Origin of the sequence: Acidovorax sp. CCYZU-2555 (assembly GCF_018413525.1) — a bacterium.
In the GTDB taxonomy this organism is placed as follows: domain Bacteria; phylum Pseudomonadota; class Gammaproteobacteria; order Burkholderiales; family Burkholderiaceae_C; genus Comamonas.
The window spans coordinates 16,550-30,586 of sequence record NZ_JAHCDD010000046.1; the positions used below are offsets into that span (position 1 = coordinate 16,550).

The following is a 14,037-nucleotide window of genomic DNA, read 5'->3' on the forward strand; positions in this document are numbered from 1 at the left end:
AGAGGGAAACCATGAGCGATATCGAAGCACGTGTCAAAAAAATCATTGCCGAACAACTTGGCGTGGAAGAGTCTCAAGTCACCAGCGAAAAGGCCTTCGTGGCTGATCTGGGTGCAGACTCCCTGGACACCGTGGAACTGGTGATGGCTTTGGAAGACGAGTTCGGCATCGAGATCCCCGACGAAGACGCCGAGAAGATCACGACGGTGCAAAACGCCATCGACTACGCCAATACCCACCAAAAGGCCTAAGGGTCTGCGCGCACTGCGCGTTCAGTAGAAAGTTTTACGCATGAGCCGTCGTCGCGTTGTCGTGACCGGCCTGGGTTGCATCAGCCCCGTAGGTAACACGGTGGCGGATGCCTGGGCCAATATCTTGGCCGGCCAGTCCGGAATTGACCTCATTACCAAGTTCGACACGTCGAACTTTTCCTGCAAGATCGCAGGGGAGGTCAAAGGGTTTGATGTCGAGTCCTATATCAGCGCAAAAGATGCGCGCGGTATGGACAGCTTCATCCACTATGGCATTGCGGCTGCGGCGCAAGCCGTGCAGGACGCAGGCTTGCCTACGGGCGAAGCCTTGTCTGACGAATTCGCCACGCGCATTGCGTGCGTGGTGGGTTCAGGCATTGGTGGCCTGCCTCTGATTGAAAACACCCAGATCGAACTGGGTAACCGCGGCCCGCGCCGCATCACGCCGTTTTTCGTGCCCGCGTCCATCATCAACATGGTGGCCGGACATGTGTCCATGCGGTTTGGCTTCAAGGGGCCGAATCTCGCTGTGGTCACGGCATGTACCACCGGACTGCATTGCATCGGTGAAGCGGGTCGCATGATCGAGTACGGCGACGCCGACGTGGCGATTGCTGGCGGCACGGAAGCGACAGTCTCGCCTTTGGGCGTCGGCGGTTTTGCCGCGATGCGCGCGCTTTCCACGCGCAATGACGATCCAAAGACCGCTTCGCGCCCCTGGGACAAGGACCGTGATGGTTTTGTGCTGGGCGAGGGTGCAGGCATGCTGGTGCTCGAAGAGTACGAACATGCCAAGGCCCGCGGTGCCAAGATTTACGCTGAACTGGCAGGCTTCGGCATGAGTGCCGACGCCGGTCACATGACAGCGCCCAACATGGACGGCCCACGCCGCGCCATGCTCAGCGCCATGCGCAATGCAGGAATCAACGCCGACCAGGTGGATTACCTCAATGCCCATGGCACCTCCACGCCTTTGGGCGACCTCAACGAGACGAACGCCATCAAGGCGGCGCTCGGCGACCATGCGAAAAACATGGTGGTGAGTTCGACCAAGTCGATGACCGGTCACCTGCTGGGTGGCGCGGGCGGCATCGAAAGCGTGTTCACCGTGCTCGCGCTGCACCACCAAAAGGTGCCGCCGACCATCAACATCTTCTCGCAGGATCCGGAATGCGATCTTGATTACTGTGCGAACACCGCACGGGACATGAAGATCGACGTGGCGTTGAAGAACAACTTCGGTTTCGGCGGGACCAATGGCTCGCTGATCTTCAAGCGGATCTGAGTACTTTTCAGCCGCTGCACCATGCCCAGGCGCCGCTCTCCCGTCCATGTGTCGGTGAGACGGCGCTTTTTTCATGGCCGGGCCATCCCATGACACGCACCGCACCCCCGCGCCTGCGCTATGCGCTGGTGCGCCCGCCGCGGGCCCTGGGCTGCGCTTTGCTGGCCCTGGCCGGGCTGTGCGCGGCCGCGCTGCTGCTGTGGGCGCGCCAGGGCGCGGCGCCCTGGCCCGCGGCCATGGGGCTGCTGCTGTGGCTTGTGGTCTGCAACGGCGCATGGCGCTGCTGGCGCGCCTGGCCCGAAGGGCGGCTCGAGTGGGACGGCGACCGATGGTGGCTGCAGCGCTCTGCGGGCTCCCCGGATGCGCCGCACGCGCGCCCGCAGGCATTGCCCGCGGCGCCCCGGGTCTGCTGGGACGGCCAGGATTTCCTGCTGCTGCACGTGCACGGGCGTTTGCGCGGCGGCTGGCTGTGGCTGCAGCGCGCCAGCGCGCCCGCACTGTGGGGGGATCTCAGGCGTACGGTATATTGGCGCCCCCGACCTGCCCAGAGTACATGACGCCGCGACCGCGGGTCGGCCATGCGCGATACTAGGCTGGCCTTGAACGATTCAATGAACCCTCCCGTGACTCCACCCTCCGCCAGCGACAGCGACCTCCAATTGGTGGAGCGGACCAATGCCGGTGACCAGCGGGCTTTCGAGCTGCTGGTGATCAAGTACCAGCGCCGCATCGAACGCCTGATCGCGCGCATGGTGCGCGACACCGACCAGGTCCAGGACATCGCCCAGGAAACGTTCATCCGCGCCTACCGCGCGCTGCACCAGTTCCGCGGCGAGGCCCAGTTCTATACGTGGCTCTACCGCATCGCGGTCAACACCGCGAAGAAGGCGCTGCTCGACATGAAGCGCAACCCGGTGGTGTCCGAGTCGGCTTTACGTAGTCAGAGCGATGAAGATGAAACTTCTTACCTCGGACAAGAACTAACCACGGACGAGACACCGGAAACAGTGCTTGCGGCACAGGAAATCGCGCAGGCGGTGAACGACGCGATGCAGGCCTTGCCCGAAGAATTGCGTCAGGCGGTGACGCTGCGGGAGATCGAAGGCTTGAGCTACGAGGAAATTTCCGCGGCAATGGGGTGTCCGATCGGCACGGTGCGCTCGCGCATCTTTCGTGCACGTGAGGCAATTTCCGCGCGGGTCAAACCCATGCTGGAAAACCAGGCGGGCAAGCGATGGTAGTGGTGGACGTAGCCGGCTCTGAACAGCGGGCGCAGGTGGATGGCATCATGAATGAAGAACTGAACCAAAGTCAAAGAGAACAGTTGTCGGCCCTGGCCGACGGAGAGCTCGCGGCCGACGACATCGCGCAGGCGCTGGCGTTTGCCGACAGCGATGAAGGGCGCCAGACCTGGCAGCTGTACCAGCTCGTCGGCGATGTGCTGCGTTCGCCCGAACTGGCCCACCATGCCCAGCACGATGTGCTGTCGGGCGTGCGTGCCCAGCTCGCGAAGGAGCCGCGCCCGCAGCTGCAGCCCGTGCCGCTGGTGCCGATCGCCGCTGCGCGCGGGCCCGACCGCGCCGCGAACAGCTCGGTGTTCCGCTGGAAGATGGCCGCGGGCATGGCCTCGGTGGCGGCCGTTGCCGCGCTGGGCTGGACCTCGCTGCTGACCGACGGCGCGGCATCCTCGGCCGCCGTGCAGTTGGTGCAGGGCGGCGCACCGCAGCAGTCGGTGCCCACGGAGATCGTGGCCATGCAGGCCGGCGACGGCGCGCCCGTCATGCTGCGCGACCCGCGCCTCGATGAGCTGCTCGCGGCCCACCGCCAGTACAGCAGCGTCGCGGCGCTGCAGATGCCGGCCAACTTCCTGCGCAACGCCAGTTTTTCGGACGCTTCGGTGCGCCGCTGAACGCCGTGCACCGGGGCGCTGCAAAGCGCCGTCAATGCGTGCATGATGGCGTGGAATACGCGCGCATGCGCGCCGCAGGGAACCAAATCGCTTGAGCGCCTTCCAAACTGTGTTCGCTTCGAGAATTGTGAAAGGATGAGAATGTCCCATACCCCCTGGAAATCGGCCCGTTCCTACGTGCTGGCATCGGTCATGACGGTCGCGTCCGTCGGCGCAATCCTGCCTTTGCCCGCGTTGGCGCAGGCGCCTGCGACGGCCGTGCGCGGGCTGCCAGACTTCACCGAGCTGGTGGAGCAGGTCGGGCCTTCGGTGGTCAACATTCGCACCTCGGAAAAAGTCGCGGCGCGCGGCGGCGCCAGCGGCATGGACGAAGACATGCTGGAGTTCTTCCGGCGTTTCGGCGTGCCGATTCCCAATATGCCCCAGCGCCCCCAGCGCCCGCAGCAGCAGCAGCCTGAAGAAGAGCAGCCGCGCGGCGTGGGCTCTGGCTTCATCCTGACGCAGGACGGCTACGTGATGACCAATGCGCATGTGGTCGAAGGCGCGTCCGAAGTCATCGTGACGCTGACCGACAAGCGTGAATTCAAGGCCAAGATCATCGGTTCCGACAAGCGCACCGACGTGGCCGTGGTGAAGATCGAAGCCACGGGCCTGCCCGCGGTCAAGGTCGGCGACGTCAACCGCCTCAAGGTCGGCGAGTGGGTCATGGCCATCGGTTCGCCGTTCGGCCTCGAGAACACCGTCACCGCGGGCATCGTCAGCGCCAAGCAGCGCGATACCGGCGAATACATTCCGTTCATCCAGACCGATGTGGCCATCAACCCTGGCAATTCGGGCGGCCCGCTGATCAACATGCGCGGCGAAGTGGTCGGCATCAACAGCCAGATCTACTCGCGCTCGGGTGGATTCATGGGCATTTCCTTCGCCATCCCCATGGATGAAGCGATTCGCGTCAGCGACCAGCTGCGCACTACCGGCAAGGTCACGCGCGGGCGCATCGGCGTGCAGATCGGCGCCGTGACCAAGGATGTCGCCGAATCCATTGGCCTGGGCAAGGCCCAGGGCGCGCTGGTCAGCGCCGTCGAAGCCGGCTCGCCGGCGGAGAAGGCCGGCATCGAGCCCGGCGACGTGATCACGCGCTATGAAGGCAAGGCCATCGACAAGTTCGGCGACCTGCCGCGCATGGTCGGCAACACCAAGCCCGGCACCAAGAGCGCGATCACCGTGTTCCGTCGCGGCAGCCAGCGCGACCTGAGCATCACCATCGCCGAAGTCGAGCCCGACGAGAAGACCGCAGCGGCCAGTGCGCCCGCCGAAGAGAAGACGCCCAAGGCGTCGGCCGCTGCCCAGCAGCTGGGCCTGGCGGTCGCCGAGCTGACCGAAGCGCAGAAGAAGGAACTCAAGGTCAAGGGCGGCGTGCGCGTGGTCTCGGCCGAAGGCGCGGCGGCGCGTGCTGGCCTGCGCGAAGGCGATGTGCTGCTGGCCGTGGCCAACACCGAAGTTTCGGGTCTCAAGAGCTTCGAAGCCGCGCTGGCCAAGGCCGACAAGGCCAAGCCCATCAACCTGCTGGTGCGCCGTGGCGAATGGGCACAGTACGTGCTGATCCGCCCGACGCGCTGAAGTCACAGCGGTGGCCAGGCCCTATCTCCCGGGGAAGCGCTTGAGCCACCGATACGCGGCCTGCGGCGCATTGGGTAGAATCGCCGGTTGCGGCCTGGACGGGCTGCTGCGCTGATGCGCGCCGGAAAACCTCCGGGCGCGCAGCGCGCGCGCATTCGCCCGCACGCTTTACCCCTGTCGGCATGTGGCAATTCCCTTCGGGGGGCGGTGGCCGGGCTTTGGAAGATGGGCTTTTTGCCTACAATGAAGCCCCAACCATCGCAGTTGCCCTAGATTGTTGGTTCAGGGCGCGTCCTTCAGTAGACGCGCCCTTTTTTCTTGCACGCGCCACCTTTCGTTTTTTTCTTACCAGACGCCCTTCGTTGATGAAGCACATCAGAAATTTTTCCATCATTGCGCATATCGACCATGGCAAGTCGACTCTTGCAGACCGACTGATCCAACGCTGCGGCGGTCTCGCCGAGCGCCAAATGGAAGCGCAGGTGCTGGACTCGATGGACATCGAGAAAGAGCGCGGCATCACCATCAAGGCCCAGACGGCGGCGCTGCAATACAAGGCCCAGGACGGCCAGATCTACAACCTGAACCTGATCGACACCCCGGGCCACGTTGACTTCTCCTATGAAGTCAGCCGCTCGCTGTCGGCCTGCGAAGGCGCGCTGCTGGTGGTCGATGCCTCCCAGGGCGTCGAAGCCCAGACCGTGGCCAACTGCTATACCGCGCTCGACCTGGGCGTGGAAGTGGTGTCCGTGCTCAACAAGATGGATCTGCCGAACGCCGATCCCGACAACGCCAAGGCCGAGATCGAGGACGTGATCGGCATCGATGCGACCGACGCGATTCCCTGCTCCGCCAAGAGTGGCATGGGCATCGACGAGATCCTCGAAGCCATCGTCGCCAAGATTCCTCACCCCAAGGGCGAGCCCGAAGCGCCGCTGCGCGCGATGATCATCGACAGCTGGTTCGACTCCTATGTGGGCGTCGTGATGCTGGTGCGCGTGGTCGACGGCCAGCTCAAGAAGAACGAGCGCATCAAGCTGATGGCCACGGGCGCGGTTTTCGAAGCCGGTTCGCTGGGCGTGTTCACGCCGGGCAACGAGCCGCGCGAAGCGCTGCGCGCCGGTGAAGTGGGTTATGTGATCTGCGGCATCAAGGAATTGAAGGCCGCCAAGGTCGGCGACACCATCACGCTCGAAAAGAAGCTGCCCAACAACCTGGGCTCGGCCACGCAGGCGCTGCCCGGCTTCAAGGAAATCCAGCCCCAGGTGTTCGCGGGCCTGTACCCGACCGAAGCCAGCGAGTACGACTCGCTGCGCGACGCGCTCGAGAAGCTGCAGCTCAACGATGCCTCGCTGCAATACGAGGCCGAAGTCTCGCAGGCGCTGGGCTTTGGCTTTCGCTGCGGCTTCCTGGGCCTGCTGCACATGGAAATCGTGCAGGAGCGCCTGGAGCGCGAGTTCGACCAGGACCTGATCACCACCGCGCCCAGCGTGGTCTATGAAGTGGTCAAGGCCGATGGTGAAGTGGTCATGGTCGAGAACCCGTCCAAGATGCCCGATCAGGGCCGCATGGAAGAGATTCGCGAACCCATCGTCACGGTTCACCTTTACATGCCGCAGGAATACGTGGGCCCGGTGATGACGCTGGCCAACCAGAAGCGCGGCGTGCAGATGAACATGGCCTACCACGGCCGCCAGGTCATGCTGACCTACGAAATGCCGCTGGGCGAAATCGTGCTCGACTTCTTCGACAAGCTCAAGAGCGTCTCGCGCGGCTATGCCTCGATGGACTACGAGTTCAAGGAGTTCCGCGCGTCCGACGTGGTCAAGGTCGACATTCTGCTCAACGGCGAGAAGGTCGATGCACTGTCGATCATCGTGCACCGCTCGCAATCCGCCTACCGCGGCCGTGCCGTGGTCGCGAAGATGCGCGAAATCATCAGCCGCCAGATGTTCGACGTCGCCATCCAGGCGGCGATCGGCGCCAACATCATCGCGCGCGAAACCGTCAAGGCGCTGCGCAAGAACGTGCTGGCCAAGTGCTACGGCGGCGACATCAGCCGCAAGCGCAAGCTGCTTGAAAAGCAGAAGGCCGGCAAGAAGCGCATGAAGCAAATCGGCGCGGTCGAAGTGCCGCAGGAAGCCTTTCTGGCGATTTTGCAAGTGGAGGATTGATGCGAGCAATGCAATGGATCACGGCGGCCGTGCTGGCTGCTTTCTTGGGCTACATCGGCGCCTGGTATCTGGGATTTCTGCAGGGCAACTTTTCGCTGCTGCTGTTCCTGGCGACGGTGGTGACTGGCGTCTACTGGGTTGCCGAGCGGATGTACTTCTGGCCGCGCCGGCGCAAGGCCGCGGTCGCGCTGGAAGAGTCCATCGTGGCCCGCCGCGCCGAGCTCGACCGCAAGGGCATCGCCAAGGTCGATCTCGAAGTCAGCCCCGAAGCCCGTGGTCGCATCCTGATGCAGCCCTGGTGGCTGGACTGGACCGCGGGCCTGTTCCCGGTGATCGCCATCGTGTTCGTGCTGCGCTCTTTCCTGTTCGAGCCGTTCAAGATCCCTTCGGGTTCGATGATTCCCACGCTGATGATCGGCGACCTGATCCTGGTCAACAAGTTCACCTACGGTGTGCGTCTGCCCGTGATCAACAAGAAGATCATCGAGACCGGCAGCCCCGAGCGCGGCGACGTGATGGTGTTCCGCTACCCGCCCCAGCCGAACCTCGACTACATCAAGCGTGTGGTCGGCGTGCCGGGTGATGAGGTCGCCTATCTGAACAAGCGTCTGACGATCAACGGCCAGCCCGTGGAAACCAGCAAGCTGCCCGATTTCTTCGAAAAAGACGAAATGCGTTATTTCCAGCAGTTCGAGGAAAAGCTCGGCGACAAGCCGCACCGCCTGCTGAACAACGCCAATACACCGGCTTTCATCCAGGGCGCGAGCAATTTCGCCTTCCGTGAAAACTGCCGCTACAGTGTCGAAGGCGTGAGCTGCAAGGTGCCCGCCGGCCATTACTTCGTGATGGGCGACAATCGCGACAATTCGCTGGATTCACGCTACTGGGGTTTCGTGCCTGACGAGAATATTGTCGGCAAGGCATTCTTTGTCTGGATGAACTTCGGCGATATTCAGCGCATCGGTGGTTTCCACTGAACGCTGCCGAGCATATTGGCCAGGGCCGAGGGGGCCCGCGACGAGGAAACGGGAACATGAGAATGCAAAGCATCACCCGCCGCACGCGCCAGCGTGGGCTGTCCTTTCTGAGTTTGGTGTTTATCGGGGTGGTCGCCGTCGCGCTGGTCGCGATTGGTGGACAATCCGTTCCCATCTTCGTCGAATACCAGGCCGTGCTGAAGGCCGCGAAGAAGGCTGCCCGCGAGGGCAGCACGGTGCCTGAAGTACGCGCCAGCTTCGACCGATCCGCCACGATCGACACCATTACTTCCATTCAGGGCAAGGACCTGGAGGTGACCAAGCACAATGAACGGGTGCAGGTCTCCTTCAGCTATACCCGCGAGATACATCTCGTCGGGCCGGCCTATCTCGTTTACCGTTTTGAGAAGCAGACTCCCTAGGTGCAACCCGGACTAATCGCATTGCAGCAGCGCCTGCAGTACACATTCAAAGACTCTGCCTTGCTGCAGCGTGCGCTGACGCACCGCAGTTTTTCGGCAGACCACAACGAACGCCTCGAGTTTCTCGGCGACTCGGTGCTCAGCCTGGCGATTTCAAGCCTGCTGTTCGAGCGCCTGCGCTCGCTGCCCGAAGGCGACCTTTCGCGCGTTCGCGCCAATCTGGTGAAACAGGACACGCTGCACCGCATCGCCGTGCGCCTGCAATTGCCCGACGTGCTGCGGCTGGGCGAAGGCGAATTCAAGTCGGGCGGCAAACAGCGCCCCTCCATCCTGGCCGATGCCGTCGAAGCCGTGATCGGCGCTGTCTATCTGGACGCGGGCTATACGCCGGCCGAAGTGCTGGTGCACCACCTGTTCGAGAAGGTGGAAATCAATCCGCAGATGGAAGCCGCCGCCAAGGATGCAAAGACCGCACTCCAGGAGTGGCTGCAGGGCCGCAAGATGAAGCTGCCGCAGTACCGTGTGGTGGCAACCACCGGCGCGGCGCACCGCCAGGAATTTGAAATTGAATGCGCCATCGCCGAGATGGACCTGGTCGAGCGTGGCATGGGTGGATCCCGCCGCGCGGGCGAGCAGGCCGCGGCCGAGGCCATGTTGACCACATTGAAAGCAAAAAATCATGAATGACGCTACCCAAGACGTAGCCGGCGACGCAGGCGAGGAAAAGCCTGAGGCGCAACTCGACGATATCGGCGCCATGTTGGCCGCGGCCGGCGCTCCGGTCCATGTCGAAGGCCAGCGCTGCGGCCTGATCGCCATTGTCGGCAAGCCCAACGTCGGCAAGTCGACGCTGATGAACGCCCTGGTCGGCCAGAAGATCAGCATCACTTCGCGCAAGGCCCAGACCACGCGCCACCGCATCACCGGCATCGCCACGCGCGAAGCCACGCAGTTCGTGTTCGTCGACACGCCGGGCTTCCAGACCCAGCACTCGACCGCGCTCAACAAGTCGCTGAACAAGACCGTCATGGGCGCGATCAGCGACGTCGACCTGATCCTGTTCGTCGTCGAAGCGGGCAACTTCACGCTGGCCGACGCCAAGGTGCTGAGCCTGTTCAAGCCCGGCATTCCCACGCTGCTGCTGGCCAACAAGCTCGATCAGGTGCATCGCCGCGCCGATCTCGCGCCCTGGCTCAAGAGCATGCAGGAACGCCACCCGTTCACCGAGTTCGTGCCGATGTCCGCCAAGAAGCGCGACGACATCCAGCGCCTGTTCGGCATCTGCGAGAAGTACCTGCCAGAGCAGGCCTGGTTCTACGGCCCCGACGAACTCACGGACCGCAGCGAGAAATTCCTGGTCACGGAAACCGTGCGTGAAAAGCTGTTCCGCTTCACCGGCGACGAACTGCCTTACACCTCCACTGTGGTGCTCGACAAGTTCAGCGAAGAGAAGAGCAAGGAACACAAGCGCTTCGTGCGCGTGGCCGTGACCATCATCGTCGAACGCGACGGCCACAAGGCCATGGTCATCGGCGACAAGGGCGACCGCCTCAAGCGCATCAGCACCGAAGCCCGCCAGGAACTCGAACGCCTGCTCGACGCCAAGGTCTTCCTCGAAGTCTGGGTCAAGGTGCGCTCGGGCTGGGCCGACGATGAAGCGCGCGTGCGCTCCTTCGGCTACGAATAAGGCGTTTAGGCCAGCATGGCCGCCAAGCGCGTCTCCGACGAACCTGCGTTCGTGCTCCACAGCTATGACTGGAGCGAATCCAGCCTGATCCTGGAGGTGTTCACACGCCATCGGGGCCGGGTCGCGCTCGCGGCCCGCGGCGCGAAGAAGCCCACTTCGAATTTCCGCCCCGTGCTGCTGCCGCTGCAGCCGCTGCGCGTCACCTACACGCTGGGCGGCGAAGGCAATGCCGAAATTCACACGCTCAAGGGCGCGGAATGGGCCGGCGGCCATGTGATGCCCATGGGCGAGGCCCTGCTGTCGGGCATGTACCTCAACGAACTGCTGCTGCGCCTGCTGGCGCGCGACGACCCCTATGCGGCGCTGTTCGACGTCTACAGCGGCGTGGTGCGCGTGCTGGCCGGCACCCAGGGCGACGCGCTCGAGCCCGTGCTGCGCGCGTTCGAGCTGGTGCTGCTGCGCGAGCTGGGCCTGCTGCCCGGACTGGCCGAGGAAACCATGACGCTGTCCGCGCTCAGCGCCGGCAAGCGCTACATGCTGGTGCCCGAAGGCGGACTGCGCCAGGCCGCGGCGGGCGAGCGCGCGGCGCTCACGGGCGCGCAATGGCAGGCGCTGGAACAGGCGCTGGGCACTGGCCATTCGCCCCAGGCCTACACCGCCACATTGCGCGCCGCCGCGCCCGTGGCGCTGGCCCTCAAATCCCAACTGCGCACGCTGCTGCAATACCATTGCGGCAGTCCCTTGCTGCGCACCCGCCAGCTGATGATGGATCTGCAAAACCTATGACTACTTCCGCCTCCTCCCGCACCGCGCTGTCGGTGAACGTCAACAAGGTCGCGCTGGTGCGCAACACGCGCCACCTGGGCATTCCCAGCGTGACGCTCGCCGCGCGGCTGTGCCTCGAAGCCGGCGCGCAGGGCATCACCGTGCACCCGCGCCCTGATGAACGCCATATCCGCGCCAGCGACGTGCAGGAGCTGCACGACCTGCTGCAGCAGTGGCCCGAGGCGGAATACAACATCGAAGGCAATCCCTTCCACAACCTGATGGACTTCATCCGCGCGCAGCGGCCCCATCAGGCGACGTTCGTGCCCGACGGCGAAGACCAGTTCACCAGCGACCACGGCTGGATCTTTCCGCAGGACGCCGAGCGCCTCGCGCCGCTGATCGCCGAATGCCAGGCGCTGGGCGTGCGCGTGAGCCTGTTCATGGACCCCATTCCCGAACAGATGGCCGCGGCCAAGGCCGTGGGCGCGGACCGCGTCGAGCTTTACACCGAACCCTATGCCGCGGCCTGGGGCACGCCGGCGCAGGCCGAACAGCTCGAAGCCTACCGCGCGGCGGCCCAGGCCGCGCTCGATGCGGGCCTGGGCGTCAACGCCGGCCATGACCTGAGTTTGGACAACCTCGCGGCCTTTGTGGCCGGTGTGCCGGGACTGCAGGAAGTGTCCATCGGCCATGCATTGATTGCCGATGCGCTCGAGCGCGGCTATGCGGGCGCGGTGCAGGCCTACCAGCAGACCATAGACGCCGGCATGGCGGCAAAGAACGGCTGAAATCATGATCTACGGCATAGGCACCGATATCTGCGATGTGCGGCGCATCCGCTCCAGCCTGGAGCGCCTGGGCGACCGCTTTGCCGAGAAAGTGCTGGCCGAAGGCGAACTCGCGACCTGGCGCGCGCGCAGCGCGCGCTGGCCCGACCGCGGCGTGCGCTACATGGCCACGCGCTTTTCGGCCAAGGAGTCGTTCAGCAAGGCCATAGGCATGGGCATGCGCATGCCCATGACCTGGCGCCACTGCGAGATCGTCAACCTGCCCAGCGGCCAGCCGAGCATCGTGCTGCATGGCGCGCTGAAGGAGTGGTTCGAGGCCCAGGGCCTGCAGGTGCATCTCACGGTGACCGACGAAAGCGACTACGCCGCGAGCTTCTGCGTGGTCGAGAAAAAAGCCGCATAGTTGCCGCCCGCGCCAGCGGTGCTGGCATCATCCGTGGCTTGATTGATTCTTGAAGGCCGGACATGACCGAGCACGCTCCCCTCATCATCGACATCGCGGGCACCGAACTCACGCCTGCCGATCGCACCCGCCTCGCGCATCCGCTGGTCGGCGGCATGATCCTGTTCGCGCGCAACTGGCAGGACCGCGCCCAGCTGCTGGCGCTCACGGCCGAGATCAAGGCCGTGCGCGAAGACCTGCTGATCTGCGTCGACCATGAGGGCGGGCGCGTGCAGCGCTTTCGCACCGACGGCTTCACGCACCTGCCGGCGATGCGCGCGTTTGGCCGGATGTGGATGGACGACGGCCAGGGCAGCAAGCACCGCGAGGGTAGCGGCGCGCTGAACGCCATGGACGCGGCCACGGCCGCGGGCTATGTGCTGGGCAGCGAGCTGCGCGCCTGCGGCATCGATTTCTCGTTCACGCCGGTGCTGGACCTCGATTGGGGCGAAAGCGGCGTCATTGGCGACCGCGCCTTCCATTCGGATGCGCGCGTGGTCGCGGCGCTGGCCAAGAGCCTGATGCACGGCCTGCTGCAGGCCGGCATGGCCAACTGTGGCAAGCATTTTCCCGGCCATGGCTTCGTCAAGGCCGATTCGCACACCGATATTCCGGTCGACCGCCGCGGCCTCACGGCCATTCTGGCCGACGACGCCGCGCCCTATCCGTGGCTGGCCTCGGTGCTGACCAGTGTCATGCCCGCGCATGTGATCTATTCCAAGGTCGACAAGCGCCCCGCGGGCTTCTCCGCCAAGTGGCTGCAGGACATTCTGCGCAGTCGCCTGCGTTTTGACGGCGCGATCTTCAGCGACGACCTGAGCATGGAAGCCGCGCGCCGGCTTGACGGCCAGACGCTGGACTTCACTGCCGCCGCGATCGAAGCCTTGAATGCGGGCTGCGACATGGCGCTGTTGTGCAACCAGAGTCTCAACGGCGGCGCGGCCGTGGATGAGTGGCTGGATGGCATGCAGGCCGCGCGCGACCAGGGCCGCTGGACGCCCAGCGCCGACAGCGAATCACGCCGCCTCGCGCTGCTGCCGGAAACGCTGCCGCAGAACTGGGACGAACTGATGCTGCAGCCCGCGTACCGCAACGCGCTGGACCGTCTGCCCTGAGTGCGGGACCGGCAGGCGCCAGGCCTGGCGCCTGCGGCGTGCTCAGAAGAGCTTCTTGAAGAACTTCCCGACGTCGTCCATCAGGCCCTGCTCAGCGCTTTTGATGTCCGTGATGGCATCGCTGGCTTCTCGTCCCAGGGCAACCATGGTCGATTTGGGCGGATTCAGCGCATCTCGCACGCCGCGGTAGGCATCCTTGATGGCCGGGGTGCGGTTGAGGAAATCGGTGACCGTGTCCACTCCTTGGCCCGCCGCACCCAAGATCGCGGTCATGGCTTTCTTGGGCTGCAGCGGCGCCTCGGGCTGGCTTGGACGAAAGACATAGGATGTCGCCGATTTGCACAGGTTCTTGGCGCCGTGCACGACGCTCGTGAAGCCGTTGGACAGTGAAGTAATAAGGCCTTTGATCGTCGTGCCTTCGGACTGCGCCTTGGCCCGGCTATTGCCCGGGCCTACGCTGCAGTTTCTGCCGGCCAGCGCGTTGTGGGGATTGGTGGCCGTGGCCTTGTCGGCCGCATTGAGGCCTTTTGCCTTGGCGGCAAAGACCTCGCTTTGGCCCGCCAATGGCGGTTTTGGGGGAACGGGAGTTACAGACATGG

General features: G+C 64.4%; 16 protein-coding genes. 15 read left to right on the plus strand and 1 reads right to left on the minus strand.

Going from position 1 to position 14,037, the window contains the following annotated elements; genetic code table 11:
* Positions 1–11: 11 nt before the first annotated feature.
* From acpP to nagZ, 15 genes are all read left to right on the plus strand, one after another.
* The gene (acpP, locus tag KHY18_RS16440; protein ID WP_048441207.1) at positions 12–251 is read left to right on the plus strand and encodes an acyl carrier protein; all 240 of its coding nucleotides are present in this window, start codon (positions 12–14) and stop codon (positions 249–251) included.
* 40 nt (positions 252–291) lie between these two features.
* Positions 292–1,536 (plus strand): beta-ketoacyl-ACP synthase II, encoded by a 1,245-nt coding sequence (gene fabF / locus KHY18_RS16445; RefSeq protein ID WP_213302081.1) that lies wholly within the window; start codon positions 292–294, stop codon positions 1,534–1,536.
* A gap of 89 nt (positions 1,537–1,625) precedes the next feature.
* Entirely contained in the window at positions 1,626–2,093 is a 468-nt protein-coding gene (locus KHY18_RS16450) for a hypothetical protein (RefSeq protein ID WP_213302083.1), read from the plus strand.
* A 54-nt stretch (positions 2,094–2,147) separates the two neighbouring features.
* The gene (rpoE, locus tag KHY18_RS16455) at positions 2,148–2,777 is read left to right on the plus strand and encodes an RNA polymerase sigma factor RpoE (RefSeq protein ID WP_213302085.1); all 630 of its coding nucleotides are present in this window, start codon (positions 2,148–2,150) and stop codon (positions 2,775–2,777) included.
* Between the two features lie 47 nt (positions 2,778–2,824).
* A complete protein-coding gene (locus KHY18_RS16460) occupies positions 2,825–3,445 on the plus strand; it encodes a sigma-E factor negative regulatory protein (RefSeq protein ID WP_213302087.1) in 621 nt (206 codons plus the stop codon).
* 192 nt (positions 3,446–3,637) lie between these two features.
* Positions 3,638–5,065 carry a DegQ family serine endoprotease gene (locus KHY18_RS16465; RefSeq protein ID WP_249729175.1) on the plus strand — a complete coding sequence of 476 codons (1,428 nt, stop codon included), beginning with the start codon at positions 3,638–3,640 and terminating at the stop codon, positions 5,063–5,065.
* A 365-nt stretch (positions 5,066–5,430) separates the two neighbouring features.
* Positions 5,431–7,239, plus strand: coding sequence for a translation elongation factor 4 (gene lepA / locus KHY18_RS16470; RefSeq protein WP_213302091.1), 1,809 nt, complete (start codon positions 5,431–5,433; stop codon positions 7,237–7,239).
* On the plus strand, positions 7,239–8,216 hold the full coding sequence (gene lepB / locus KHY18_RS16475) for a signal peptidase I (RefSeq protein ID WP_213302094.1): 978 nt from the start codon (positions 7,239–7,241) through the stop codon (positions 8,214–8,216). Before lepA ends, lepB begins: the two co-directional genes overlap by 1 nt.
* A gap of 56 nt (positions 8,217–8,272) precedes the next feature.
* Positions 8,273–8,638: a DUF4845 domain-containing protein gene (locus KHY18_RS16480; protein ID WP_502769069.1), complete on the plus strand. Its 366-nt coding sequence runs from the start codon at positions 8,273–8,275 to the stop codon at positions 8,636–8,638.
* Positions 8,639–9,325, plus strand: coding sequence for a ribonuclease III (gene rnc / locus KHY18_RS16485; protein WP_213302098.1), 687 nt, complete (start codon positions 8,639–8,641; stop codon positions 9,323–9,325). It begins immediately after the preceding gene.
* Positions 9,318–10,325, plus strand: coding sequence for a GTPase Era (era, locus tag KHY18_RS16490; protein ID WP_213302101.1), 1,008 nt, complete (start codon positions 9,318–9,320; stop codon positions 10,323–10,325). Before rnc ends, era begins: the two co-directional genes overlap by 8 nt.
* A gap of 15 nt (positions 10,326–10,340) precedes the next feature.
* Positions 10,341–11,111 carry a DNA repair protein RecO gene (gene recO / locus KHY18_RS16495; RefSeq protein WP_213302104.1) on the plus strand — a complete coding sequence of 257 codons (771 nt, stop codon included), beginning with the start codon at positions 10,341–10,343 and terminating at the stop codon, positions 11,109–11,111.
* Complete coding sequence (locus KHY18_RS16500; RefSeq protein WP_213302107.1) at positions 11,108–11,881, plus strand: pyridoxine 5'-phosphate synthase; 774 nt, start codon at positions 11,108–11,110, stop codon at positions 11,879–11,881. Before recO ends, KHY18_RS16500 begins: the two co-directional genes overlap by 4 nt.
* Positions 11,882–11,885: 4 nt before the next feature.
* Positions 11,886–12,284 carry a holo-ACP synthase gene (acpS, locus tag KHY18_RS16505; RefSeq protein ID WP_213302110.1) on the plus strand — a complete coding sequence of 133 codons (399 nt, stop codon included), beginning with the start codon at positions 11,886–11,888 and terminating at the stop codon, positions 12,282–12,284.
* 62 nt (positions 12,285–12,346) lie between these two features.
* Entirely contained in the window at positions 12,347–13,438 is a 1,092-nt protein-coding gene (gene nagZ, locus KHY18_RS16510; RefSeq protein ID WP_213302113.1) for a beta-N-acetylhexosaminidase, read from the plus strand.
* 42 nt (positions 13,439–13,480) lie between these two features.
* Here nagZ and KHY18_RS16515 read toward each other — a convergent pair whose 3' ends face one another.
* Positions 13,481–14,035 carry a hypothetical protein gene (locus KHY18_RS16515; protein ID WP_213302117.1) on the minus strand — a complete coding sequence of 185 codons (555 nt, stop codon included), beginning with the start codon at positions 14,033–14,035 and terminating at the stop codon, positions 13,481–13,483.
* Between the last annotated feature and the right edge of the window lie 2 nt (positions 14,036–14,037).

Bases quoted from the DNA above. Each gene is read 5' to 3' on its own strand.
- acpP (WP_048441207.1), top strand. From the start codon at position 12: ATGAGCGATATCGAAGCACGTGTCAAAAAAATCATTGCCGAACAACTT.
- fabF (WP_213302081.1), top strand. From the start codon at position 292: ATGAGCCGTCGTCGCGTTGTCGTGACCGGCCTGGGTTGCATCAGCCCC.
- KHY18_RS16450 (WP_213302083.1), top strand. From the start codon at position 1,626: ATGACACGCACCGCACCCCCGCGCCTGCGCTATGCGCTGGTGCGCCCG.
- rpoE (WP_213302085.1), top strand. From the start codon at position 2,148: ATGAACCCTCCCGTGACTCCACCCTCCGCCAGCGACAGCGACCTCCAA.
- KHY18_RS16460 (WP_213302087.1), top strand. From the start codon at position 2,825: ATGAATGAAGAACTGAACCAAAGTCAAAGAGAACAGTTGTCGGCCCTG.
- KHY18_RS16465 (WP_249729175.1), top strand. From the start codon at position 3,638: ATGACGGTCGCGTCCGTCGGCGCAATCCTGCCTTTGCCCGCGTTGGCG.
- lepA (WP_213302091.1), top strand. From the start codon at position 5,431: ATGAAGCACATCAGAAATTTTTCCATCATTGCGCATATCGACCATGGC.
- lepB (WP_213302094.1), top strand. From the start codon at position 7,239: ATGCGAGCAATGCAATGGATCACGGCGGCCGTGCTGGCTGCTTTCTTG.
- KHY18_RS16480 (WP_502769069.1), top strand. From the start codon at position 8,273: ATGAGAATGCAAAGCATCACCCGCCGCACGCGCCAGCGTGGGCTGTCC.
- era (WP_213302101.1), top strand. From the start codon at position 9,318: ATGAATGACGCTACCCAAGACGTAGCCGGCGACGCAGGCGAGGAAAAG.
- recO (WP_213302104.1), top strand. From the start codon at position 10,341: ATGGCCGCCAAGCGCGTCTCCGACGAACCTGCGTTCGTGCTCCACAGC.
- KHY18_RS16500 (WP_213302107.1), top strand. From the start codon at position 11,108: ATGACTACTTCCGCCTCCTCCCGCACCGCGCTGTCGGTGAACGTCAAC.
- acpS (WP_213302110.1), top strand. From the start codon at position 11,886: ATGATCTACGGCATAGGCACCGATATCTGCGATGTGCGGCGCATCCGC.
- nagZ (WP_213302113.1), top strand. From the start codon at position 12,347: ATGACCGAGCACGCTCCCCTCATCATCGACATCGCGGGCACCGAACTC.
- KHY18_RS16515 (WP_213302117.1), bottom strand. From the start codon at position 14,035: ATGTCTGTAACTCCCGTTCCCCCAAAACCGCCATTGGCGGGCCAAAGC.